19 protein-coding genes are annotated in these 23,033 nt (G+C 64.9%); 9 read left to right on the top strand and 10 right to left on the bottom strand.

From position 1 onward, the window contains the following. Positions 1–42: 42 nt before the first annotated feature. Positions 43–564 (bottom strand): glutathione S-transferase N-terminal domain-containing protein, encoded by a 522-nt coding sequence (locus V5738_RS18035; protein WP_423822212.1) that lies wholly within the window; start codon positions 562–564, stop codon positions 43–45. A gap of 244 nt (positions 565–808) precedes the next feature. On the opposite strand from V5738_RS18035, the gene V5738_RS18030 reads away from it, so the two are divergent. Continuing rightward, complete coding sequence (locus V5738_RS18030; RefSeq protein WP_423822211.1) at positions 809–1,696, top strand: sugar phosphate isomerase/epimerase family protein; 888 nt, start codon at positions 809–811, stop codon at positions 1,694–1,696. Positions 1,697–1,727: 31 nt separating this feature from the next. Here the strand turns inward: V5738_RS18030 and V5738_RS18025 are convergent, their stop codons facing one another. From V5738_RS18025 to V5738_RS18000, 6 genes are all read right to left on the bottom strand, one after another. Next, entirely contained in the window at positions 1,728–2,351 is a 624-nt protein-coding gene (locus tag V5738_RS18025) for a LysE family translocator (RefSeq protein ID WP_423824206.1), read from the bottom strand. A 173-nt stretch (positions 2,352–2,524) separates the two neighbouring features. After that, positions 2,525–3,457: a histone deacetylase family protein gene (locus V5738_RS18020; protein ID WP_423822210.1), complete on the bottom strand. Its 933-nt coding sequence runs from the start codon at positions 3,455–3,457 to the stop codon at positions 2,525–2,527. Between the two features lie 6 nt (positions 3,458–3,463). After that, positions 3,464–3,832, bottom strand: coding sequence for a DUF3015 family protein (locus tag V5738_RS18015; RefSeq protein WP_423822209.1), 369 nt, complete (start codon positions 3,830–3,832; stop codon positions 3,464–3,466). A gap of 19 nt (positions 3,833–3,851) precedes the next feature. Then, the gene (gene thiC, locus V5738_RS18010) at positions 3,852–5,723 is read right to left on the bottom strand and encodes a phosphomethylpyrimidine synthase ThiC (RefSeq protein WP_423822208.1); all 1,872 of its coding nucleotides are present in this window, start codon (positions 5,721–5,723) and stop codon (positions 3,852–3,854) included. Between the two features lie 145 nt (positions 5,724–5,868). Then, on the bottom strand, positions 5,869–6,498 hold the full coding sequence (gene pncA / locus V5738_RS18005; protein ID WP_423822207.1) for a bifunctional nicotinamidase/pyrazinamidase: 630 nt from the start codon (positions 6,496–6,498) through the stop codon (positions 5,869–5,871). A gap of 657 nt (positions 6,499–7,155) precedes the next feature. Next, positions 7,156–8,616, bottom strand: a complete 1,461-nt coding sequence (locus V5738_RS18000) for a nicotinate phosphoribosyltransferase (RefSeq protein ID WP_423822206.1) — start codon at positions 8,614–8,616, stop codon at positions 7,156–7,158. A 160-nt stretch (positions 8,617–8,776) separates the two neighbouring features. Between V5738_RS18000 and V5738_RS17995 the strand changes: the two genes are divergently transcribed. The 6 genes from V5738_RS17995 (at position 8,777) to V5738_RS17970 (ending at position 16,172) form a co-directional block, all read left to right on the top strand. Beyond that, complete coding sequence (locus V5738_RS17995) at positions 8,777–9,487, top strand: lysophospholipid acyltransferase family protein (protein ID WP_423822205.1); 711 nt, start codon at positions 8,777–8,779, stop codon at positions 9,485–9,487. A 70-nt stretch (positions 9,488–9,557) separates the two neighbouring features. Continuing rightward, positions 9,558–10,322 carry a DeoR/GlpR family DNA-binding transcription regulator gene (locus tag V5738_RS17990; RefSeq protein WP_423822204.1) on the top strand — a complete coding sequence of 255 codons (765 nt, stop codon included), beginning with the start codon at positions 9,558–9,560 and terminating at the stop codon, positions 10,320–10,322. A gap of 234 nt (positions 10,323–10,556) precedes the next feature. Then, positions 10,557–11,963 (top strand): NAD(P)/FAD-dependent oxidoreductase, encoded by a 1,407-nt coding sequence (locus tag V5738_RS17985; protein ID WP_423822203.1) that lies wholly within the window; start codon positions 10,557–10,559, stop codon positions 11,961–11,963. Beyond that, the gene (locus V5738_RS17980; RefSeq protein WP_423822202.1) at positions 11,953–13,188 is read left to right on the top strand and encodes an NAD(P)/FAD-dependent oxidoreductase; all 1,236 of its coding nucleotides are present in this window, start codon (positions 11,953–11,955) and stop codon (positions 13,186–13,188) included. The genes V5738_RS17985 and V5738_RS17980 overlap by 11 nt, the downstream gene beginning before the upstream one ends. A 39-nt stretch (positions 13,189–13,227) precedes the next feature. Continuing rightward, positions 13,228–14,751 carry an amino acid permease gene (locus V5738_RS17975; RefSeq protein WP_423822201.1) on the top strand — a complete coding sequence of 508 codons (1,524 nt, stop codon included), beginning with the start codon at positions 13,228–13,230 and terminating at the stop codon, positions 14,749–14,751. After that, positions 14,748–16,172 carry an FGGY family carbohydrate kinase gene (locus V5738_RS17970; RefSeq protein WP_423822200.1) on the top strand — a complete coding sequence of 475 codons (1,425 nt, stop codon included), beginning with the start codon at positions 14,748–14,750 and terminating at the stop codon, positions 16,170–16,172. Before V5738_RS17975 ends, V5738_RS17970 begins: the two co-directional genes overlap by 4 nt. 6 nt (positions 16,173–16,178) lie before the next feature. Here V5738_RS17970 and V5738_RS17965 read toward each other — a convergent pair whose 3' ends face one another. Both V5738_RS17965 and V5738_RS17960 read right to left on the bottom strand, forming a co-directional pair. Continuing rightward, the gene (locus V5738_RS17965) at positions 16,179–18,152 is read right to left on the bottom strand and encodes a non-ribosomal peptide synthetase (RefSeq protein WP_423822199.1); all 1,974 of its coding nucleotides are present in this window, start codon (positions 18,150–18,152) and stop codon (positions 16,179–16,181) included. An 11-nt stretch (positions 18,153–18,163) separates the two neighbouring features. Further along, positions 18,164–19,492 (bottom strand): cytochrome P450, encoded by a 1,329-nt coding sequence (locus V5738_RS17960; protein ID WP_423822198.1) that lies wholly within the window; start codon positions 19,490–19,492, stop codon positions 18,164–18,166. A gap of 80 nt (positions 19,493–19,572) precedes the next feature. Between V5738_RS17960 and V5738_RS17955 the strand changes: the two genes are divergently transcribed. Further along, positions 19,573–20,205, top strand: a complete 633-nt coding sequence (locus tag V5738_RS17955; RefSeq protein ID WP_423822197.1) for a 4'-phosphopantetheinyl transferase family protein — start codon at positions 19,573–19,575, stop codon at positions 20,203–20,205. Here the strand turns inward: V5738_RS17955 and V5738_RS17950 are convergent. Next, the gene (locus tag V5738_RS17950; RefSeq protein ID WP_423822196.1) at positions 20,183–20,710 is read right to left on the bottom strand and encodes an NUDIX hydrolase; all 528 of its coding nucleotides are present in this window, start codon (positions 20,708–20,710) and stop codon (positions 20,183–20,185) included. The genes V5738_RS17955 and V5738_RS17950 overlap by 23 nt on opposite strands. Positions 20,711–20,855: 145 nt before the next feature. Here V5738_RS17950 and purD point away from each other — a divergent pair, with 145 nt between their 5' ends. Beyond that, positions 20,856–22,154, top strand: coding sequence for a phosphoribosylamine--glycine ligase (gene purD / locus V5738_RS17945; protein WP_423822195.1), 1,299 nt, complete (start codon positions 20,856–20,858; stop codon positions 22,152–22,154). Positions 22,155–23,033 lie beyond the last annotated feature (879 nt).

Below are 23,033 nucleotides of genomic sequence, written 5' to 3'. Positions count from 1 at the left end.
GCCGATCGGCATATCGGCCAGCGAGAACGCTTCGCCGTCCGGCTAGAAGCGCGTCGCCAGTTCGCGATCGAGCAGCGCGAATCGCGCTTCGCAGGCTGTCCGGGCCGTTGCGATCGCGGTCAGGTCGCGTTGTGCAGGCGGCTGTCGATAAAAACCCCCGGAACAGGCGCATGAAGTCGGGCTGGAAGGCCGCCAGCCCCTAGTCGAGCCAGCCGATCGACAGGGCTGCGTCGGCCCGGCTCGGGCGGCCAGATAGCGCAGGATCGTATACGACTCCCAGACCGCTTGCTCGCCATCGGCCCGTACCGGCACCTTGCCGTGCGGATTCATGGCCCTAAATGCGGGGCTATCGAGTCCGCCGTGGCGGCCGCCGGCCGTGATATGTCGATCGTCCAGGCCCAGCGCGTCGGCCAGCCACAATACTTTCTGTACGTTGAAGGCGTCGGCCAGCCCCAGATCGTCAAATCCGCTATGTTTTGCCCCGTATTCGGTCGCGCCGTGCTCGGCCTTCCTGACGATGGGCGACGGATAGTCGCGGCACGAGATGAATCCCGCGAGGCACATAGCGTCGCCAACACAGGCCCGGCACGCTCGGTGGCGATGGCCGTGCGATGGCTGCGCGGCGGCTATCCGCCGATCGGGCGAGATTTGTGGGTTTGCATGTATTTCATGTCGTGCATCGTAGCGGACTGGAGGCATCAGGCAACACAAAAAAAGAAATAATGTTGTTTTATTTGACTTATGTCTTAGTTAGACAACGGCTATTGCTGGTTATGCTGGTTCGTCATTCCCCGAACTGCGAATCGAGATGCGACGACTAGGTATTCACTCTTTTGTCTGGACCGCCGGCCAAACCATAGAAGGCCTGGAGATGGCGCTCGATCGCTCCGCCGAGCAGGGCTATGAACTGGTCGAACTGGCCAATCTTCGGGCCGAGGATTTCGACCTCGACCGGATCGGCCGCCGGGCCCAGGATCTTGGCTTGGGCCTGACCATGACCATGGGCCTGGCACCGGAGGCCGATGTCTCGAGTGCCGACGAGGCGGTCGCCGCGCACGGGCGGCGTGAGCTCGATGTCGCCATCAAGGCAGCGCGCGACGTTGGCGCTGTCTCGCTGGGCGGCATCATCTACTCGGCGCATCAGAAATACACGACCATGCCCACCGAGGATCAGTGGCAGCGCAGCATCGCGGCCGTGGGCAACGCTGCCGGCACCGCTGGCGACTGCGGCGTCCGTCTGGTGCTCGAGATCGTCAATCGCTTCGAGACCAATCTGCTCAACACCACCGCTCAGGGGTTGAAATTCTTGGATGCGCTAGGTGACGACTCGGTCCAGCTGCATCTGGATACCTTCCATATGAACATTGAGGAGACCAACCCGGAGGGCGCGATTCGTATGGCCGGCGATCGGCTTGGCTATTTCCATGTCGGCGAGAACAATCGCGGCTATCTCGGCGACGGGGTGATCGACTTCGCAGGTATTTTCGATGCGCTGCTGGACATCGGCTACGACGGCGATGTGGTCTACGAAAGCTTTTCCAGTGCCGTGGTCGACGAAAAACTCGCCCGGGCCTGTGCCATCTGGCGCGATACCTGGACCGAGAGCGCGCCATTGGCCGGCCATGCCAAGCAGTTCCTGGAACTCAAATACGACGAGGCCAAACGCCGGCGCCAGAATCTGCAGACCCCAAGCTGATCGGCGTCGGGCGCCTCATCGGCATGGTCTGTTAGTCCAGTGCCAACCATAGCCCGACGCCCATGATCAGCGTCCCGGCGATACGATTGAGCAGGCGGACATTGGAGCGCTTGGCCAAGGCGGCCCGGGCGGCCGAGCCGCCGCTGGCATACAGCAGCAGACAGGCCAGTTCCATGCTCAGGATCATGGCCAGCAGCCCGCTCAGCTGCGGCGTCAGCGGCTGATCGAAATCCAGGAACGGTGGCAACAGGGCAATAAAGAACGCCCAGCCCTTAGGGTTGGCGATCGCCGTGATCAGCCCCTGGCTGGCGAGCTGGGCCCGCGGCGGCGGCGGGGCATCGTCGTCGATTTCGGGGATGGCCAGATTGCCTTTCGAGCGCCACATCTCGAGGCCGAGCCAGATCAGATAGGCACCGCCGACCCATTTAAAGACCGTGAACACCGCCGGATAGCGCAGCAGTACGGTGGCCACGCCGGCCACTGAGGCCACGGCGACCGTGGCCACCCCGACCAGCTCGCCGAGCCACATCCAGGCGGTACGCCGTACCCCGACCGTCATGCCCAGGCTCAACGACAGCGTCATGCACAGGCCAGGGGTGAGCGAAACGAGAAAAAAGGTCGGAATGAACACCGACAGCGTAGAAAGCGTCATGATCGGTCGGCGGCAGGGCAGAAAAAACGATGCCACTATACGGCGCGTCGGCAACGGCCCCAAGACCGGGCCGTGCTCTGGTGCGCAACGATCGGGGCCAAAAGCGTTTGCGGAATATAGCCGAGGGGCGGGCCGGGCGCTATGGCCTGCCGAGCCGGAACCACGTCGGCGAGAGGCTATTCGCCGCGTCGTAGCAGCGTCTGGATATGGATCGCGGCACTCGCGGCCAGGGCGTCCAGGGCATAGCCGCCTTCCAGCACGCTGACGATACGTCCGTCGCAATGCCGATCGGCAGCGTCGGCGATCCGCTCGGTGATCCACTCGAAATCCTCGGCTTCCAGCAGCAGATCGGCCAGCGGGTCCGAGCGATGGGCATCAAAGCCGGCCGAGACCAGAATCAACTGGGGCTGGAACTCATCTACGCTCGGCAGCCAGTCGCGCTCGATCGCACGCCGGAAGACCGCCCCGCCGGTGCCGGCGCGTAGCGGCGTCTTGATCAGCTTGCCGGGAATACTGGTATCCGAAGTATAGGGAAACAGCGGGTTCTGATAGCTCGAACAGAATAGGACACGCGGCTCGTTGGCCAGCACATCTTCGGTGCCGTTGCCGTGGTGGACATCGAAATCCAGGATCGCGACGCGCTCCAGGCCGTGCTCGGCCAGGGCATGGGCGGCAGCGATCGCGATGTTGTCGAAAAAACAAAAGCCCATGGCGCGATCGCGTTCGGCGTGGTGGCCGGGCGGGCGCACTGCACAGAAGGCATTGGCGATCTCGCCGGCCAGCACCGCATCGACCGCGGCCATCGCGCCGCCCGCGGCATGCCGGGCGGCTGCGACCGAATGCGGCATGAGCACGGTATCGGTATCCAGCGGCACCCGACCGGTATCCGGCGCCATGGCCACCAACTCGTCGACATAGAGTTCGTCGTGCACGCGGCGGATGGCATCCAGCGGTGCGGCTGGGGCCGCCCGCCGGTCCAGCTTATCCTGAATGCCGACCACTTCCAGGCCCTGCTCGATCGCTGGCAGCCGATCGGGCGATTCCGGATGGTGGTCGCCCATGTCGTGTGCCTGACAGCGCTCGAGGCAAGAGAAGTAGCCAGTGGCCATAGCGGATCAGCCGCGCTGTAGCGAGACGATGCGGTCGACCAGATTGGCCTGGGCCGGCTGATCGGGATAGAGCGCACCGTAATGCGACTGCATCCAGCGGCCGAAGGCCCGGTCGTCATCGGTGCCCAGCAGTTCGGCCAGGGCCGCGACGTGTTCGCCGCCGCCGGCGGCGGCTTCGCGCTGCAAGGCAAACTGCTGGTTGTGGGCGAAGTCGTGGGCGGCCTCGAAATCGTCCTTGTTGTGTTCACCGACGATATAGGCCGTAGTGCCGGCCGTGCTCGCGGTGGTCGTGAAGTCGTGGCTGTCGTAGGCCAGGGCGGGTGCGGCAACCAACAGGGTCAGTGCGGCCGTGGCTGCGATGCGAGTAGCAAACATCGAGTTCTCCGTTGCAGGGTTAGCGGTACAGTTCATGGCCGCCGGCACGGAATTCCTCGGCTTTTTGTTCAAGCCCGGCCTCGATCGCGTCGTCAGCCGAATGAATGCCGCGCTCGTGGGCGAATTCCCTTACTTCCTGGGAAATACGCATGGAGCAGAACTTGGGCCCGCACATACTACAGAAATGGGCGACCTTGGCGCTGTCCTTGGGCAGGGTTTCGTCGTGAAAGCCCTGGGCTTTCATCGGGTCCAGGCCGAGGTTGAACTGGTCTTCCCAGCGGAACTCGAAGCGCGCCTTGGACAAGGCGTTGTCACGGATCTGGGCGCCCGGATGGCCCTTGGCGAGATCGGCGGCGTGGGCGGCGATCTTGTAGGTGACGATGCCTTCGCGGACGTCGTCCTTGTCTGGCAGACCGAGATGCTCCTTGGGCGTGACATAGCAGAGCATGGCGGTGCCATACCAGCCGATCTGAGCCGCGCCGATCGCCGAGGTGATGTGATCGTAGCCAGGGCCGATGTCGGTGGTCAGCGGGCCCAGTGTATAGAAGGGCGCTTCGTGGCAATCTTCCAGTTCGGCGTCCATGTTCTCCTTGATGCGCTGCATCGGTACATGGCCCGGGCCTTCGATCATCACCTGGACATCGTGTTCCCAGGCGATCTTCGTGAGTTCTCCTAGCGTCTTCAACTCCGCCATCTGGGCTTCGTCGTTGGCGTCAGCAATCGCGCCGGGCCGTAGGCCATCGCCGAGCGAGAAGGCCACATCGTAGGCCTTCATGATCTCGCAGATCTCGGAGAAGTTGTCGTAGAGGAACGACTCTTGGTGATGGGCCAGGCACCACTTGGCCATGATCGAGCCGCCGCGGGAGACGATCCCGGTCACGCGGTTGACCGTCATCGGCACGAACGGTAGGCGTACGCCGGCATGGATGGTGAAGTAATCCACGCCCTGCTCGGCTTGTTCGATCAGCGTGTCCCGGAACATCTCCCAGGTCAGCTCTTCGGCCTTGCCGTCGACTTTTTCCAGCGCCTGATAGATCGGGACGGTACCGACCGGTACCGGTGCATTGCGAATGATCCATTCGCGGGTTTCGTGGATATGCTTGCCGGTGGATAGATCCATGATCGTATCGCCGCCCCAGCGGGCCGCCCAGACCATTTTCTCGACTTCCTCGGCGATCGAGGAGGTGACCGCCGAGGTGCCCATATTGGCGTTGATCTTCACCCGGAAATTGCGGCCGATGATCATCGGTTCGGATTCCGGATGGTTGACGTTGTTGGGGATGATCGCGCGCCCGGCTGCGATCTCGTCGCGCACGAACTCGGGCGTGACATAGTCCGGGATATTTGCGCCGTAGCCTTCGCCGGGATGCCGGCGAAGCAGCCGCGAATCGCGGATTTCGTCGATCTTCGCGTTTTCGCGAATGGCGACGTATTCCATCTCGGGGGTGACGATACCGGCCCGGGCATAGTGCATCTGCGAAATATTGGCCCCGGTCTTGGCGCGCCGTGGCTTGGGCGTATTCGGAAAACGCAGATGCCCGGTGGCGTTATCGGCCTCCCGGGCGCGGCCGTATTCCGAGGACAGGCCGGTGAGCTGCTCGGTATCGGCGCGTTCGGCGATCCAGGCAGCGCGCAACGCCGGCAGGCCGGTAGTCAAATCGATCGTGGCCTCGGGATCGGTATATGGCCCGGAGCAGTCGTAGATCGTGATCGGCGGGTTTTTTTCTACGCCGAAGGTGGCCGGCGTATTGGACTGCGACACCTCGCGCATCGGCACCCGGATATCGGGCCTGGAGCCGGTCACATACACCTTGGTGGAATTCGGAAACGGTGTGCGCATTTCTTCGGCCAGACGCGCGGACACGGCCAGATCCTTGGCAAGGGCACTCATGGCAAACCCCGGATGGGTAGATAGATCGTGCTGCAATCTATCAAGGCCGGGCGCGTTGGAAAACACGATTTTGGTCGGGGGCAGCCCGAGGCCTTGTTTTTGTCCGGTCCGCCGCGCCCAACGAGTGGCCGCCGCCAAGCATCAGTCAGCGGCCGCTGTCGAGCAGGGCCTCGCTGGTCAGGCAGGCCGCACCGGCTGCCTGCATGGTCTCGATCGCGGTCTCGGTATCGCCTGGCGTCATATCCACACCACGTACGCCATCGACGATCAGCGTGGTGGCAAAGCCTTCGGCCAGCGCATCCAATACCGTGTATTTCACGCATACGTCCGCAGCCAGGCCCATGACGAACAGGCGCCCGGCATCGAGATCGCGCAAAGTCTCGGCCAGGCCGGTGGCCTTGCGATGGCCGTTGTCGTAGAAGGCCGAGTAGCTGTCGATCCGGCGATCCTCGCCCTTGCGTACCACGTGGTCGATGCCGGCAATATCCAGCCCCGAGGCAAAGCTCGCACCGGCGCTGTTCTGTACGCAGTGCACCGGCCACAGAATCTGTTCCACGCCGTCGACTTCGGTGACTTCGAAAGCCTGATGGCCGGGGTGTTGTTCGGCAAACGACAGATGGTTAGCCGGATGCCAATCCTGGCTGGCGATCACGGTATCGAAGGCCGGGATCAAGCGGTTGGCGATCGGCACCACAGTATCGCCTTCCGGCACCGCCAGCGCGCCGCCCGGCAGGAAATCGTTCTGGATATCAACGAGCAATAGAACGTCCGACATAAGCGTATTCTGCTAATGCATTGGCCTAACAAGCAGGATAGAAGAACGGCACACCGTTCTCTACATGACGAGCCTGCCGGTACGGCCGGGGCGATGTCGAGGACGTGCCGTATCGCGACGGCGGAATGGTCGCTCAGGCCAAGAGGACGTTCGGCCGAGTCGTGCCGGCTGTGCCCCAACGGCAAAGCCAGCCGAGCCGGCTCAACTAAGCGAGCCGAATGCATTGCCGCGCGGCTGAGCGGCTGTATCGACGGCCTGTAGGTTGCCGGTGCAGATTGGCGGCCAGGCCGGAGCATGAATCTTGGCCCGCCGGCTGCAGCACGAGACGAACGCCCAAGCACGCCGGTCCTGGCAGGCCGATCCTGCCAGGCCAAGGGCATTCCGGCCGCGTTGCTGCCGCACCACGGTCTGTAAAGGCTCCGTGCGGGGCTGCGCCAGGCACTGTAGCGTGGCCCGACCAAACATGATGCCGGGCTGTCATACGGCATCGCCAGAACGCTGGATGATCGCATCCCGGTGCTGGCTTATTCGGATTGGCGTCCATCGTGCCTGTGGTATGGCCCGATCGGTGCGTGCCACGCCGCGATCGAGATTCGTGCCTGGTCGGCTCCGATAGGCCAAGGCCATCACGGCGCTCGCCTGATATTTCAATCGACTTTATTGCTTGCCGTTGCCATCCAGATGCCGCTGGGCCAGCCAGTCGCGCAGCGCATCGGTCGACTCGTCCAGATAATGATCGATCAGGGCCGGATAGTTCGGCCGGTCGGTGAAATAGGCGAACTGGGCCATTGCGTAGTCGCGGATCTCGGTAAGTTCCGGCGAAGGCGCGACCCGTGTGCCTTCGCGCACGGCCGGGCGCAGCAGATCGGTATGCGGGGCTTCGGCCTCGAAGCGATGCTCGTACTCGGCCACGCCCCCGGCCCAGGCGGTCGCCCAGGCGGCTTCGTCGAACAGCAGGTCGGCGATCGGGTCGCCGGCGTGGTCGAGAAAGCGTCGGACCTGTTGTACGCCCGGCCGGGTTAGCTTGCCGGGGGTGTCGCTCATCTTCATGCGATACGACCAGCGCCCGGAATCCTCGCGGATCGCGCCCAGCTTGTAGACGCCGTCCAAGGCGGCATCGGGCTGGGCCGTGGTCAGCCGGGTGCCTACGCCCCAGAGCACGATTGGCGCGCCGCGCGATTTCAGATCGGCGATGACGCGTTCGTCGAGGCTGGAGCTGGCCGCGATCTTGGCATCGGGGAAGCCGGCGGCATCCAGCCGGCGCCGGGCGCGTCGCGACAGCTGGGCCAGATCGCCCGAATCCAGCCGGATGCCGGCCATTTCATAACCGTGCTCACGCAGCTTGTTGCCGGCCCGGATCGCGTTCTCGATACCCTCGATGCTGTTGTAGGTATCGACCAGGAACACGCAGTTGTTGGGGAGCGCAGCGGCATAGGCATCGAAGGCATCGATTTCATGGTCAAAGGCCATCACCCAGCCGTGCGCATGGGTGCCGGATACCGGTACGCCGAACAACTGACCAGCGAGCACGTTCGAGGTGCCTGCACAGCCGCCGATATAGGCGGCCCGGGCAGCCGAGACGCCGCCGTCGATGCCCTGGGCCTTGCGGAGGCCGAAATCGAGCACCGGGTCGCCGCCGGCGGCGTGCACGATGCGCGCGGCCTTGGTCGCGACCAGGGTCGGGAAGTTCATCAGATTGAGCAGGGCGGTTTCGAGCAGTTGGGCTTCCAGGATTGGCCCGCGGACCCGTAGCATCGGCTGGTGCGGGAATACCGCCGTGCCCTCGGGTACGGCATCGACCTCGCCGGTGAATGAAAAATCGCGTAGATAGTCGAGAAAACCTTCGGCAAACATCGGCTTGCCGGCATTGTCCTTGAGCGTGGCCAAATAGGCGACGTCTTCCTCGGTGAAGCGGATTTCGGTGATGTAGTCGATCGCGGTCTCGACCCCGCCGGCCAGGGCGAAGCCGTTGTCGTAAGGCGCCTGCCTGAAGAACAGATGAAAGACCGACTCGCGGGCCCCAGTCCCGTTATACCAGTGGGCATAGGCCATCGTGAGTTGATAGAGATCGGTCAGCAGCGCGGGCGCGCGGCCGTAGAGTTGCTCGATTGCGGACATCGCGTCGCTCTTTCGGGCCGATCGGTCAGGCTCGCAGCAGCGGCCGATCGGTTAGGCTGTGGGACGAAAACAAAGACGTTGCGACATGCAGCGCCTGTGCGACAAGTCTCGCCAGTTTAACGACATACGTTTTGTAGAGCAGGGTGGGCGAACCGGGTTCATGAGCCAATCGCGCGAGCATCAGCAAAAAACCGGCCGCACGCCGCTGTCCCGACGCCAGCGACTGTTCATTGCGCTCGCCGCGCCGTTGTTGCGCGGACTCGCTCGGGCGCTGTTGGCGAGCTGTCGCGTGGTCGCGGTGCGCGGCGAAGCACATCTGCAGACCCTAGTCGACGACCAGCGCTCGGCGTTGCTGTGCTGTTGGCACCAACGATTGGTGCACACGGTGGGCTGTCTGCTCGGCGCGCGGGCGCGCGGTCTGCAGCCAGGGTTTCTGGTCTCGCCCTCGCGCGACGGCGAGTTGATCGCAGCGGTCATCGGCGGGCTCGGCGCGACGATCCTGCGCGGCTCGGCCAATCGCACCGGCGCGCGCGCCTTTCGCGATATGTACACCACTCTCAAAGCCGGCGTTTCGCCGATCATCGCGGTCGACGGTCCGCATGGCCCGGCCCGCACAGCCAAACCGGGCACGCCGATGCTCGCCCAGATGACCAAGGCGCCGATGCTGCCGATCAGCTTCGCCGCCGATCGCTACTGGCAGCTCAAATCCTGGGACCGGATGCTCATCCCCAAGCCGTTCGCGCGGGTAGTGGTGGTGATCGGCGAGCCACTGGCCTGTGAGCGCGGCGATATCCCGGATGCGCTGGCCAGCACGCTGGGCGAACGATTGGATGCGATCACCGCTGCAGCCGAAGCCGAGCTGTCGGCTTGAAGGCTACCTCTTTCTGGCGCGCCTCGGGCTACACTGCGCGCCTCAGCTCGCGACCCACAATTCGCTACCGATGAATGCCCTCGACCGACGCCAGCGCATCCTTGAATGGCTACGCGTCAAGCGCCGCGTGAGCGTAACCTGGCTGGCCGAACAGACGGGGGCCTCGGCCGAGACGATTCGGCGCGATCTGAGCGGGCTGGCGAATGAAGGTCTGGTCGAGAAATTCCATGGCGGCGCGGCCATGCCCGGCAATCCGGCTTATGAAAACGCCTTCGCGACCCGGATGTACGAACGGGTCGAGGCCAAGACCGCCGTGGCCGAGCTGGCCGCCGCTCTGTTCGTCTCTGGCGACAGTCTGTTCGTGGATACCGGCACCACCACACTGTTGTTTGCCCGGGCGCTAGCGGGCCAGCGCGGTCTGACCGTGATCAGCAACTGTGTACGGATCGCCCAGACGCTTGGCGAATCCGAGAATCGCGTGTTTCTGATCGGCGGCGAGTATGAGCCGGACGCCCAGGAAGCGGTGGGCACCTTCGCCCAGGAACAGATCGCACGCTTTAACGCGGCCCATGTGGTGATCACCGCCGGGGCCCTGGATGCCGGTGGCGTCATGGATTTTTCGCTGGCCGAGGCCGACGTGGCACGGGCCATGATCGCCCAAGCCGATACCGTGACGGTATTGGCCGATGCCAGCAAACTCGGCCGGCGCGCCCTGTTCAAGGTGATCCCGCTGGCGCGGATCGACCGACTGGTGGTCGATGCGCTGCCCGAGGCCGAGCTGCGTGAAGCCCTCCAGGAAGCCGGGGTCGCGCTGCATATCGCCGCGCCAGACTAGTCGCCCCGGGCTCGGCCGCCAGCATCGGCGCCGATCGGGCACCGCTTCGCCCCCAGCCATTCCAGCCGCATAGCCTCGGTTCGTCAGTGGACGTCCAGGACGGCAGCCGCCTGTGGTGCGCGATAGCAGCGCCTGAACTGCCAAGCTGAGCCGGAATTTTGTGGCTTTTGCCTTTACTCGGTCACCGAATTATGGAATAACGGTCATCATTGCCAAATAAATTGACCGTTATCTGTGGATTCAAAGAGCGCTTCGAGCCAGGACAGCTATGACGTCGCCGTGATCGGCGGCGGCGTGGTGGGCTGTGCCGTTGCCCGGCGGTTTACCCTCGAAGGCGCCCGGGTGCTGTTGCTCGAAAAAGGCCGGGACATCCTCTCTGGAGCCAGCAAGGGCAACAGCGCGATTCTGCATACCGGCTTCGATGCGCCAGAAGACAGCCTGGAACTGGCCTGTATGCAGGCCGGCTATGCCGAATACCGAGCCATCCACGAATCGCTGAATCTGCCGCTGCTCGCCACCGGTGCGATCGTAGCGGCCTGGAACGAACAGGACGACGCCGAGCTCGATGCGATCGTGGCCCGGGCGCATGCCAATGGGGTCGACAACGTCCGGCGTATCGATCGCGCCGATGTGCTGGCCCGCGAGCCGCAGTTGAATCCGGCAGTACGGGCCGGCGTGCTGGTGCCCGACGAGCACGTGATCGATCCCTGGTCGGCGCCGCTGGCCTATCTCACCCAGGCCATGGCCAACGGGGCCGAGGTATGGCGGCATTGCGAAGTGCTTGGCGGCGACTACGACGGGGCACTCTGGCAGCTGCACACCAGCCGTGGCCCGACGGCGGCTGCCCAGGTGATCAACTGTGCCGGGCTGTACGGCGATGTCGTCGAGGAGCGTCTGCTGGGCGAGAGCCAGATGGCGATCCGGCCGCGCAAGGGCCAGTTCGTGGTCTTCGACAAGGCAGCGGCAGCGTTGATCGATCATATCCTGCTGCCGGTGCCCCAGCCGCGCACCAAGGGCGTGGTGGTCACCCGTACCGCCTATGGCAATGTTCTGGTCGGCCCGACCGCCGAGGAACAGGACGACCGCGAGCATGCCCGGGTCGACCAGCAGACGCTGGCCGATCTGATCGCGGCGGCCGCCGAACGCCTGCCGGCTCTGGCCGAGATGCCGGTGACCGCGACCTATGCCGGCCTGCGCCCGGCGACCGAGGAGAAGGATTATCGGATTCGCCACGAGCCGGAGCGGGGCTGGCTGACCCTAGGCGGGGTGCGCTCGACCGGCCTGACGGCTGCGCTCGGTATCGCAGCGCATGCCTATGCACTGTATCGACAGCGCCGCCAGCATTCGCCGCTGGCCGCGCCGGCCACGCCGTGGCTGCCGAATATCGCCGAACACCGACCGCGCGATTGGCAGGCAGCCGGCTACGACGAAATCGTCTGTCACTGCGAACTGGTCACCCGGCGCGAGATCGAAGCCGCGCTGGCCTCGACCCTGCCGCCGGGCGATATCGGTGGGCTGAAACGACGGACCCGGGCCTGTATGGGACGTTGTCAGGGGTTTTATTGCGCGGCCCATCTGAACCGGATCGCCGGGGATGCACTAGCGACGCCGCTGGCCACGGGGGCGGCCCATGAACACTGAAATCCACTGCGATGTCGCGGTGGTCGGTAGCGGGCCAGCGGGGCTATCGGCGGCCACGGCACTACGCCAGGCCGGGGTCAACCGCGTACTCGTGTTTGAACGCGAGCCCGAGGCCGGTGGCATTCCGCGCCATTGCGCGCACCCGCCCTACGGTGTGCGCGAATATGGCCGGCTGATGACCGGACCGCGCTATGCACAGCGCAACGTCGCGGCGGCCGAAGCCGCCGGTGTGGATATCCGGACCCGACACACGGTCGTCGCTCTACATCCCGGCGGGGCGCTCGATCTGGCCACGCCGGACGGCATGCTACGGGTGGTCGCCAAACGCGTGCTGCTGACCACCGGGGCGCGCGAGACACCGCGCTCGGCGCGGCTGATTTCCGGCGACCGGCCGGTCGGCGTCATCAATACCGCGACCCTGCAGTCTGCGTTGTATCTGGAACATTTCAAGCCATTCGAGGCGCCGCTGATCGTCGGCACCGAGCTGGTGAGTCTGTCGGCAGTGATGAGTTGCCGACGGGCCGGTATACGCCCGGTCGCGGTGGTCGAGCCGAATCCGCGCCCGACCGCGCGCTGGCCGTTGACTCTATTTCCCCGCCTGTGCGGCATTCCGCTGCACCTGAATACAGAACTGGCCGCGATTTATGGCCGCGAGCGCGTCGAGGGCGTACAGCTGGCGGGCCCCGACGGCGCACGGTCGACGATCGCCTGCGACGGCGTTCTGCTGACCGGGCGTTTTACCAGTGAATCGAGTTTGGCTCGGCTAGCGCCGCATCTGAGCGTCGATGCCGGCAGTTCGGGGCCGGTCGTCGATCAATATGGGCGCTGTAGCGATCCGGCCTATTACGCCGCAGGCAACGTACTGCGCCCGATCGAGACGGCCGGCTGGTCCTGGCGCGAAGGCCGGGCGATAGCGGGCTGTATCGCGGCCGATCTGGCATGCGACTTGCCGGCTGCGAGCGAGGTCATCCCGATCCATGTCCAGTCGCCGTTGAAGTATTGCGTGCCGCAGCGGCTGGTACCCAGCACGCACTCGGGGCTGGCTGAGTTGCAACTACGCGTTGTCGAGCCGGTCCGCGGCACGCTGATGGTCTCCGACGGGCTCCGCCCGCTTTGGCGGGCTTCGGGGGCTTTTCTGCCCGAGCGACGCATTCGGGTGCCGCTCGGCGATCCGGCTTTTTTAAGTGCTACGGCGCTCGATATCGGTTTCGAGAGTTCGCCGTAGCGAGGGCGTTTCATTACACAGCTTGCCAAGGGGGCAACCATGACTGATCCCAAGGTTTCGAGAGGCTCTGCCGGGCCGGGCGCCGATGTCGCCGAGTTCGGTTATACCCAGGCCATGCAACGCAGTACGCGATCCTTTGCGTCGTTTGCCGTCGCTTTCGCGTTCGTATCCATCGCCACCGGCATCTTCACCACCTACGGCGCAGTGTTGCAGTCATCCGGGCCGGCCGGTATCTGGACCTGGCCAGTGGCCGTGGTCGGCCAGCTCATGGTGGCCCTCCTGTTCGGCTCGCTGGCCGCACGTATCCCGGTGACCGGCTATTCCTATCAATGGGTGTCGCGGTTGGCCAATCCGGTGCTCGGCTGGATCATGGGCTGGATTTCGTTCACCTTCCTGGCGATCGTGGTGGTCGCGGTCGACTACACTATTGCTTCGACCGTGCTGCCGGTGCTGTTGAATTACACCGGCACGCCGGGCAATGCCTGGTGGATCACCGCGCTCGTGCTGGCCGGCCAGGCGTTGCTGGTCGCGTTTTCGACCCGCTGGACCGAGCGCGTGAACAATGCGGCGGTCACCGCCGAGCTGGTCGGCATGTTGTTGCTGGTGGTGCTGTTACTGGTGGTCGGCGCGATCATGCGCGGGCTGGATTTCTCCAATCTGGTATCGACCGGCTCGATCAGCCCCGAGGGTTATTTCAGCTTCGGTAGTCTAGTGCACGTGGGTCCGTGGATGATGGGCACATTGCTCGGTTCATTCACCATCGTGGGTTTCGAGTCGGCCGCCAATCTGGCCGAAGAGACCGAGCAGCCGGCACGGGTCGTGCCGCGGGCCATGGCCCAGGCGGTGATCGCCTCCGGCGTGCTCGGCTTCGCTTTTCTGATCGCGGTCACTCTGCTGGCCGGCGATCCGGTGGCCCTTGCCCAGTCGGCCACCCCGATCGCAGATGTGATCGCCCGGGTGCTTGGCCCGGTGGTGGGCACGGCCTTGTTGATCATGGTGGTGGTCGCGATTTTTGCTTGCGGCATGGTGATTCTGATGACCGGCGTGCGCTTGGTCTGGGCGATGTCGCGGGATGCCCGTTTCCCGGGGCATGCCTTGTGGTCGCGGATCTCGCCGCGTTTTGGCACTCCCCTGGCCGCCACCGGGCTGGTGTTCGTGCTCGGCGAGCTGCTGCTGGCCATCTTTGCTTTCCAGACCGATGCCCTGTTCGCCCTGTTTTCTGCGGCGACTCTGCTGCCGTCGGTAATCTATGCCGCAACGGTATTGTTGTATATCGTCAAACGCCGTGATCTGCCGCCGAGCAAGGGTTTTACCCTCGGCCGTTTCGAAGTGCCGGTGGTCGTGTTGGCCTCGATCTGGCTGGTCTACGAATTGCTGATTTTCCGTGATGCGGCCTTTTTGAGCTCGTGGGTGTATGTCGCGATCATGGTCGCTATCGGTGCGGTCTATCTTGGCTTCTTGCTGGCTCGGCGCGGTGGTACGGCCGGCCTGGCAATGCCGGCCATGTATTCGGTCGATGCCGAGCTGGATGCCGATGCGGCCGGCGCCGCGGTTCGCTCATGAGTTGCGTGCTGGCGATCGATCAGGGCACCTCGGGCACCAAGGCTGCGGTGGTCGATAGCGACGGCTGCATCCGCGGGCTGGCCGAGCGCCCGGTGGCCCCCGACTATCGCGCCGATGGCGCGGTCGAGCAGGATCCGATGGCCTTGCTGGAATCGGTGCTCGCAGCCGGCCGCGCGGCCATCGCCCAGGCGGGCTGCGAGGTCGACATCGTGACCTTGGCCAACCAGGGCGAGACCGTGCTGGCCTGGGACCCCGAGACCGGGGCCCCGATGTCGCGAATGATCGTCTGGCAGGATCGACGGGCGGCTTCGATTTGTACCGAGCTCGCCGGAAAGCGCGAGCGACTGGCCGAGAAGACCGGCCTGATGCTGGATCCTTATTTCTCGGCGCCGAAGCTGGCCTGGCTGCGCCGGCATGTCACTCGTGATGGGGTCGTGACGACCTCGGATGCCTGGCTGATCCATCAACTGACCGGTGCCTTCGTCACCGATGTCACGACTGCCAGTCGTTCGGCGCTCTGCGGGCTCGACACACTCGCCTGGGATCGCGAACTGTTGGATTGGTTCGGGCTGGCCGACGAGCGCCTGCCCGAGATCGTGGCCTGCGATGAGATCGTCGGCGAAACCACTGCCTTTGGGCGCCCGACGCCGGTTGGCGGGCTGGTGGTGGATCAGCAGGCGGCTCTGATCGGTCAATCCTGTCTGGCCCCCGGCGAGGCCAAATGTACTTTCGGTACCGGCGCTTTCCTGCTGGCCCAGATCGGCGAAACGCCGCGTGGTTCGCGCCACGGCCTGACCACCTCGGCGGCCTGGCAACTTCGCGAGCGATCGAGCTATTGCGTAGACGGCCAAGTCTATACCGCGGCCTCGGCGATCCGCTGGCTGATCGAGCTCGGCTGGATTGAAAGCGCGGCCGAGCTCGATCGGGTGGCCGCAGCGGATTCAGAGGGCGCGCTTTGCGTGCCATCGTTCGCCGGTCTGGCCGCGCCCTGGTGGCAGTCTCAGGCCCGAGCCCAGTTCACCGGCATGAACCTGGCCACCGGAGCGCCGCATCTGGTGCTGGCGGTCTTGGAAGGCATCGCTGCCCAGGTGGCCGAACTGGTCGATCTGATCGGCGCCGATTTCGAACAGCCATTGACCCGGCTGCGGGTCGACGGCGGGCTAACCCAGTCGCGGCGGCTGATGCAGGCGGCCGCCGATCTCTGTCAGCTGCCGATCGAGGTCTACCCGGATGCCCATGCCACGCCGCTGGGCGCGGCCGCCCTGGCACGGATGGCAATGAATCCCGACCAGGAGGCCCGACTGGCCGATGCGGTCGTCGCCTGGCAGCCGAGCGCGGTCTATGAGCCGGCCTGGTCGCCGGACCGGGCCGCGACCTTTCGCGAGGGCTGGCGCCGCCAGATTCCTGTGGGCGACGACTAACCCGCGTCAGTTCGTGGTCTCGGCCTCTAGGAACTCGGCCAGATCGTTGATCGTGGGGTAGTCGAACAGATCGTTGATCTCGATCCGGCTCGGCCAACGCGTCTCGATGCCTTCATGGATCTGGGCCAGTTCCAGCGACGACAGGCCGATTTCGAACAGATCGTCGTCGTAGCCGATGTTTTTATCCGGAGCGACTTCGTCACAGATGATCTTGAGCTGATCGGCCACGGCGGTCGCGGCCGGTGCGCTGCCGGCCGCCTCGGATGCGGTCAGGGCATGCAGCTCGGCGATCACGTCGTCGAAGGCCCCGCCGGCGAAGTCGGCGGCCAGGGCCGCGCGCTGCGGTTTGCCACTGGTGGTCTTGGGGACCTGGCGGACCGGCAGCACATGCGCCACGGCCAGGCCGGTATCGTGGTTGATGCGCTGGGCAATGGCCCGCGCGGTCGGCACGAAATCCTCGGTGTGTCCGCGGTGTACGACGAAAAACACCAGCTCGTCGGCGTCGGCATTCGGCGCGCGAACCCCGGCGGCGGCGATCTTGTTCAGATCTACGCCGTCGATCTTGTCGGCGACGGCTTCCAGATCCTGGGGATAGTGGTTGGCGCCGTTGATGAAGATGATGTCCTTAGCGCGCCCGGTGATATACAGCTCGGCGTCGTGCACGAAGCCGAGATCGCCGGTATCCAGCCAGCCGTTGCCCACGAGTGCAGCCGCGTTGGCCTCGGGGTTGGCATAGTAGCCGGCGGTCACGTTGGCGCCGGCGATCCAGACCCGACCGACCACGTCCTCGGCGACCGGCTGACCGTCGGCATCGGCGATGCGTAGCTCGCAGCCGGCCACCGGCGTGCCGAGATCGACCAGCTCGATGGCCTCGGCGCTGTCGTCGAAACGGACCCGGTCGCCGGTGCCGAGTTCGCCGCGGGCCACCGAGAGCGTGGCCAGACCCGCGCCAGCCGGCGGGAAGGTCGCGGCCAGGCTGGCCTCGGCTAGGCCATAGACACAGAACATGACGTTCGGCGCCAGGCCGTTCGGTGCCAGCGTGTCGAGAAATTCACGCGCCAACGAGGCTGCGATCGGCTCGGCGCCGTTGTAGATCAGGCGCACGCTGGACAGATCCAGATCGGGCCGGCCCTTGGCTGAGATTGCACGCAGCGTATGGCGATAGCCGAAGTTCGGTGAGCACAGCAGTGAGGCCTTTTTCTCAGCGGCTTTTTCCAGCCACAGCAGCGGCCGTCGGGCGAACAGTTCTGGCGCCATCAGATAGTGGTTAAAGGCGTGGCAAACCAGGGTCAGATGGAAGCCGATCAGGCCCATATCGTGGGTCAGCGGCATCCAAGAGACCGCGACTTCATCGTCGCTGAAGTGCGAGCCGTCGCTGATCGCGGCGATGTTGGCGAGCACGTTGGCATGGCTGAGCACCACGCCCTTGGGATCGCCGGTCGAGCCGGAGGAAAACTGGATGAATGCGGTGTCCTCGGCAGCCAGGTCGGCGCGCTGGGGTTCGGTTTCGACCGCCGGCGGCTCGTCCGACAGCGCGCTATCGGCGAACCGCTCGCCGGCCGCGGCCTGGCCGGCCGCCTCGAAATGGCCGAGGATGCGTTCCATATGCCGGGCATCGGTCACCACCCGTGGTTCGCCCATATGCGACCAGACCCGGGCGAGTTTGTTCAGATGCGCCTCAGTGGCGCCGGCAGCGACCGGCACCGGCGTCAGGCCGCCATAGATCGCCGCCCAGTAGAACTGCACGAAGCGCAGATTGTCGGCGATGAATAGGATCACCGGATCGCCGGGTTTCGCGCCTTCGTCCTGCAGCACGGCCAGCATGCGCAGTGCGGCGCGCTTGAGCAGCCGGTAGCTGAGGCGGCGTTCGTCGTTGGCGCCGTCGATGAAGCCGATTTCGCGGTCGGTTTCGGCCGCCGCGTCCAGTGCGTCGGCCAGGGTCTTGAACGAGTGCATAGCCATGCCCGTGTCGTCGACCATCGTGGTCGTTGTTATCGGGGCGCCAATTGTAAATAAATTCCGTTGGCTGGCCGTAGATTGATTGCGGATTCGATCGCCGGCGTGCCTTCGCCCTGCCAGATCGGCGTGAAGTGGCGCAGCATGGTGGCCAGATGCACGCGCATCTCGGTCGCGGCCATATGTTCGCCGATACAGTGGCGTGGCCCGGCCGCATACGGCAGATAGGCCAGCCGGTGCCTAGGCTCGTCGGCGCGCTCGAATCGGTCCGGATCGAAGCGCTCCGGCTGCTGCCAGTATTGCGGATGGCGGTGTAGCAGATAAGGACAGATAAAGACCTGGGTGCCGGCCGCGATCGGTCGCCCACCCAGCTCATGATCAACGGTCGCGCGGCGCGATAGCAGCCAGCCCGGGGGATAAAGGCGCAGGGTTTCGGCGACCACGCGATCGGTATAAGCCAGCGTCTGTCGATCGGTACCACCAGTGGTACGCAGGGTGGCCTCATCCACACCGTCGGTCTCGGCCTGCATGCGAGCGGCCACGCTGGGATGGGTGGCGATCAGATGCCAGGCAAAGGCCAGGGCGCTGGCGGTGGTTTCATGGCCGGCCACGATCAGGGTCATGACTTCGTCGATGATCGCCGTGCGGCTCATCGGCTGATCGTCGCGCCCGCGGGTGGCCAGCAAATGGCCGAGAAAATCGAATTCGTGGGGCGCGCCCGCGGCCAGCCGCGTGTCTATGATCTCGTCGACGACTTTTTTCAGGCGATGGAAACGGGCCGCGAAACGCAGATTGCGCTCGGGCTGCTCGGTGAGCAGGGCGAACGGGTTGTGGCCGTGCTCGACCAGCCGCGCATAGTCGGCGCCGAAGATCGATTTGAGCACGATGCCGAGACTCAGTTCGCTGGTATCGGCTTCGGCTTCCACGGCGCGCCCGTCGTTGGCGGCCTGCTGCCAGCGTGCAGCGAGCGCGGCGTTCTCGTCGAAGATCATGGTGTTGAAATCAGCCAGCGAGCGCGGCCGAAACGCGGTCTGCAGCATACGCCGCTGGCGGGCCCAGAAATCGCCTTCGCTGACCATGATGCCGTTGCCGAGCAGGATCTTGACCCGGTCCAGGCCCATGCCCTTGGTATATTTCGCGGCCTGGCGCACCAGCACCTGCTGGGCCAGTGCCGGGTCGTTGACGATCCAGTGCGCCGGCCCGCCGTTGACCGCAGGCACTTGAAACAGATCGCCGTACTCGGCCTGCCAAGCCTGCAGCCGCCTACGGGTAGCGTCGTCCGGGGCGATCGGAAATGCTTCGGCCGGGCCGGACAGGCCGTGGGCCGTGGCAGAATCCGGATAATTCTCGGTCTTGACGGTCATCACGAGCGACCTCCACTACGGATTCCGACCCCATGGCGTGGGCGACAACGAAACATCGTTTTAGGATTAAGAAAACGTTTATGTTTGTAGTATACATCGTTCTCGACGAAGTGCGGGAGGCGGCGTTTGCTGCTCGCCCGGCGGCCGCGGTGCCCGAAAGCTATCGGCGGCGTCTAGAACGCATGCAGAATCGTACGGCGCGGGCCCGCACCCAGGCCGGGTTATGGCTGCTCAAGCAGGGGTTGGAGCTGGTCGGTGCGCCTTCGGGCACGTGGGCCCGGCTGGGCTTTGCGCCCGGCGGGCGGCCCTGTTTTGCCCAGGGGCCGGCGTTCAGCGTTTCGCACAGCGAGTGGCTGGTTGCCTGTGCGATCGCCGAGCATGTGCGGATCGGGCTGGATGTAGAGGCGCGGCGCGAGAATGTCTCGCCGCGGCTGCAGCGTTCGATCGCCCCGTCAGGCGATTTCTTCGATGCCTGGTGTGCCCGCGAGGCCACGGTCAAGGCTAGTGGCCGGGTCGGCTTGGCGCGTATTCGCGGCCTCGAACTCGCAGGCGATATAGCCCGGCTGGATGGCCGCGACTGGCATTTATGCCCGGTATCGCTGCAGGCGGGTTATGCGAGCTGCGTGGCCAGCGAGCGACCGCTGGCCAGCGCATCGATCCATACGCTGGACTGCGCGGATCGGTTCGATCTCAGCGGCGTTCTCGGCGAATGAAATACAGCCCGGTATAGATCTTCGGGTCCACTGGGGTGCCCTCGGCTTCGCGGGCGGCCAGCCAGTCGTCGACTTCGTGCATGGGCACGGCATGGACGGTGATTTGTTCGCTGTCGTCGCCGCCGCCGTCGTGGATCCGGGTCAGCTCGTGGGCGCGATAGAACCACAGTGTTTCTGCAGACAGGCCGGCGCTGGGCGGGCCGCCGGTCATATACGTCATCCGGGCGGCGCGATAGCCGGTTTCTTCCTCGAGTTCGCGCGCTGCGGCCACGGCCAGGGCTTCGTCTTCCTCGCCGGCGATATCGCCGACCAACCCGGCTGGCAGTTCCAGCACCGAGCGCCCCAGGGCTGGGCGGGGTTGTTCGACCAGCAGCAGTTCGTCATCGGGCGTCACGGCCACGATTACCACTGCGCCGCGGGCATTCGCGCGCACCACGAATTCCCAGGTGTCGATGCGCTGCAGGCGCAGATAGTCGCCTTCGTAGAGGGTCTGGAGTTCGGCCATGGCGGATCGGGCTCGAGATGGATCAGCCCGCCAGTCTAGCGTTGTCGGCCGGTTCGAGCACAGCGGCGGGCGGCTTTGCTAAGCTTGGCCGCCGCACACGGCGCCACGCCGCTGTTTTTCGACCGTCGACCAGTTAGGGCTGTCCATGAGTTCGTCATCGCATCGCATTCTCGTTGTCGGCAACGGGGGCCGGGAGCATGCCCTGGCCTGGAAGCTGGCGGCCTCGCCGCGGGTCGCCGAGATCTTCGTGGCGCCGGGCAATGCCGGCACTGCGTTGATGAGCAATGTCACGAATGTGGCCATCGGCGTGGAAGAAATCGATGCGCTGGTCGACTTCGCGCGCGACAACGCGATCACGCTGACCGTGGTCGGGCCCGAGGCGCCGCTGGCCATCGGCCTGGTCGATGCGTTCAACGTAGCCGGTCTGGCTTGTTTTGGCCCGACTGCCGCGGCCGCCGAGCTCGAGGCCAGCAAGGCGTTTTCCAAGGATTTTTTGGCCCGGCATTCGATTCCGACCGCCGAGTACGCCACGTTTTCCGACTATGCGGCGGCGGCCGCGTATATCGAGCAACGCGGGGCGCCGATCGTGATCAAGGCCGACGGCCTGGCGGCGGGCAAGGGCGTGACTCTGGCCCAAAGCGTCGAACAGGCGCTGGCCTCGGCCCGCGACATGCTCGAGGACAATGCGTTCGGCGATGCCGGCGCGCGAATCGTGGTCGAGGAATTTTTGACCGGCGAAGAGGCCAGTTTCATCGCCATGGTCGACGGCGAACATATCTTGCCGCTGGCCAGTTCCCAGGATCACAAAGCCGCCTACGACGGCGATACCGGGCCAAATACCGGCGGCATGGGCGCCTATTCGCCGGCCCCGGTGGTCACCGACGAGATTGCCGAGCGGGTCATGCATGACGTCATGCAGCCGACGGTGGCCGGTCTGGCCGCCGACGGTCGGCCGTTCCAGGGCTTTCTCTATGCTGGTCTGATGATCGATGCGGCCGGGGCCCCGAAGGTGCTCGAATTCAATGTGCGTATGGGCGACCCCGAAACCCAGCCGATCATGATGCGCTTGGATTCCGATCTGCTGGATTTGCTCGAAGCCGCCATCGTTGGCCGGCTGGATACGGTATCCGCGGTTTGGCGCGATGAGGTCGCGCTCGGCGTGGTCATGACGGCCGGCGGTTATCCAGGCGCCTATGCCAAAGGTAACCCGATCACCGGACTCGAGCGGGCGGCGGCCGAAGGCGTCGAGGTCTTTCATGCCGGCAGCCAGCTCGACGACAGCGGACAGGTCGTCACCAGTGGTGGGCGAGTGCTGTGTGTTTGTGCCCTGGGGACCGATGTCGCCGAGGCCCAGGCCCGGGCCTATCGTGGTGTGGCGGCTATCCAGTGGGCGAATGTCGCCTATCGTCGGGATATCGGCCATCGGGCGATTGGCCGCCTGTAGCCGCGGCTGATCTCTAGTGCGCTGTGTGGCGTGGGATCAACGCCACATACGGAGCATGGTCGGTTCCTCCCGGGGTCGTCCCGAACGTGGGCGCTTTGAAAAGCAGTTGATCCGACGATCGATATCAGCCGGTTGCCCAGCCAAAGACGTAGCCGGGCAAGATGGTATTGAAATCGGCGCAGTGTACGTGCCTGCGGGATAGCCGCTCATCACCGCGCTGCGGCCTATGCGGTCTCGGGCGACCGCGTGTCGGCATATATGGGAGCGCGGTGTGCCCGGCGCATATCGCCCAAGGCGCCTGCCACGCCTGTAGTGCGCTACATCGAAATGCGCGACGCCCTATGGCCAGCGGTGTGTTGCGACGTAGCGGCTTGGCGCGGCCGGATGCCCAAGCTGTTAGCTCTTGGGGGCTGCTGGTGCGTCGCATGAGCGCCGGGTTGGAGCCGGTCAATCGTGTTTGGCAAGGCGAGGGGGGGCCGGTCATGACGTGTCATGCCGAGATGCGCCATGCTGCGAAAGGTGATTTGCGGCCTCACTCTTCTGGATAAGCGCTGTTTTACGGCAATCCCGTGCTGATGCTCTTGCGTGTCGAGCCGCCACGTTACGTTCGCAAGCTTCGTTTTGCCGCCGATCGTCATCTTCAGAAAGCGCTTGGCGACACACCCCAACGCTGGCGCTTTATTGTCCAGCCGGACTGTCGCTGCCTCTGGCCTGTAGCGGGCGATCAGGGGCGCGATAGGTGCCTCTATCGGCTGGTCTGGTTTCCAGGCAGTTTCGGCAAAGGCCGCGATCCGGGGGCACGCGGTAGGCGTCGACTGCGCATGGTTTGTGCAATGCCTGCTCGGCGAGGCTGGCCAGAATCAGCGCTAGAGGCGATAC

Origin of the sequence: Salinisphaera sp. SPP-AMP-43, from assembly GCF_049568105.1 — a bacterium.
In the GTDB taxonomy this organism is placed as follows: domain Bacteria; phylum Pseudomonadota; class Gammaproteobacteria; order Nevskiales; family Salinisphaeraceae; genus Salinisphaera.
Note: the sequence above shows the minus strand (reverse complement) of the source record. Positions and strands in the feature narration are given on the sequence as shown.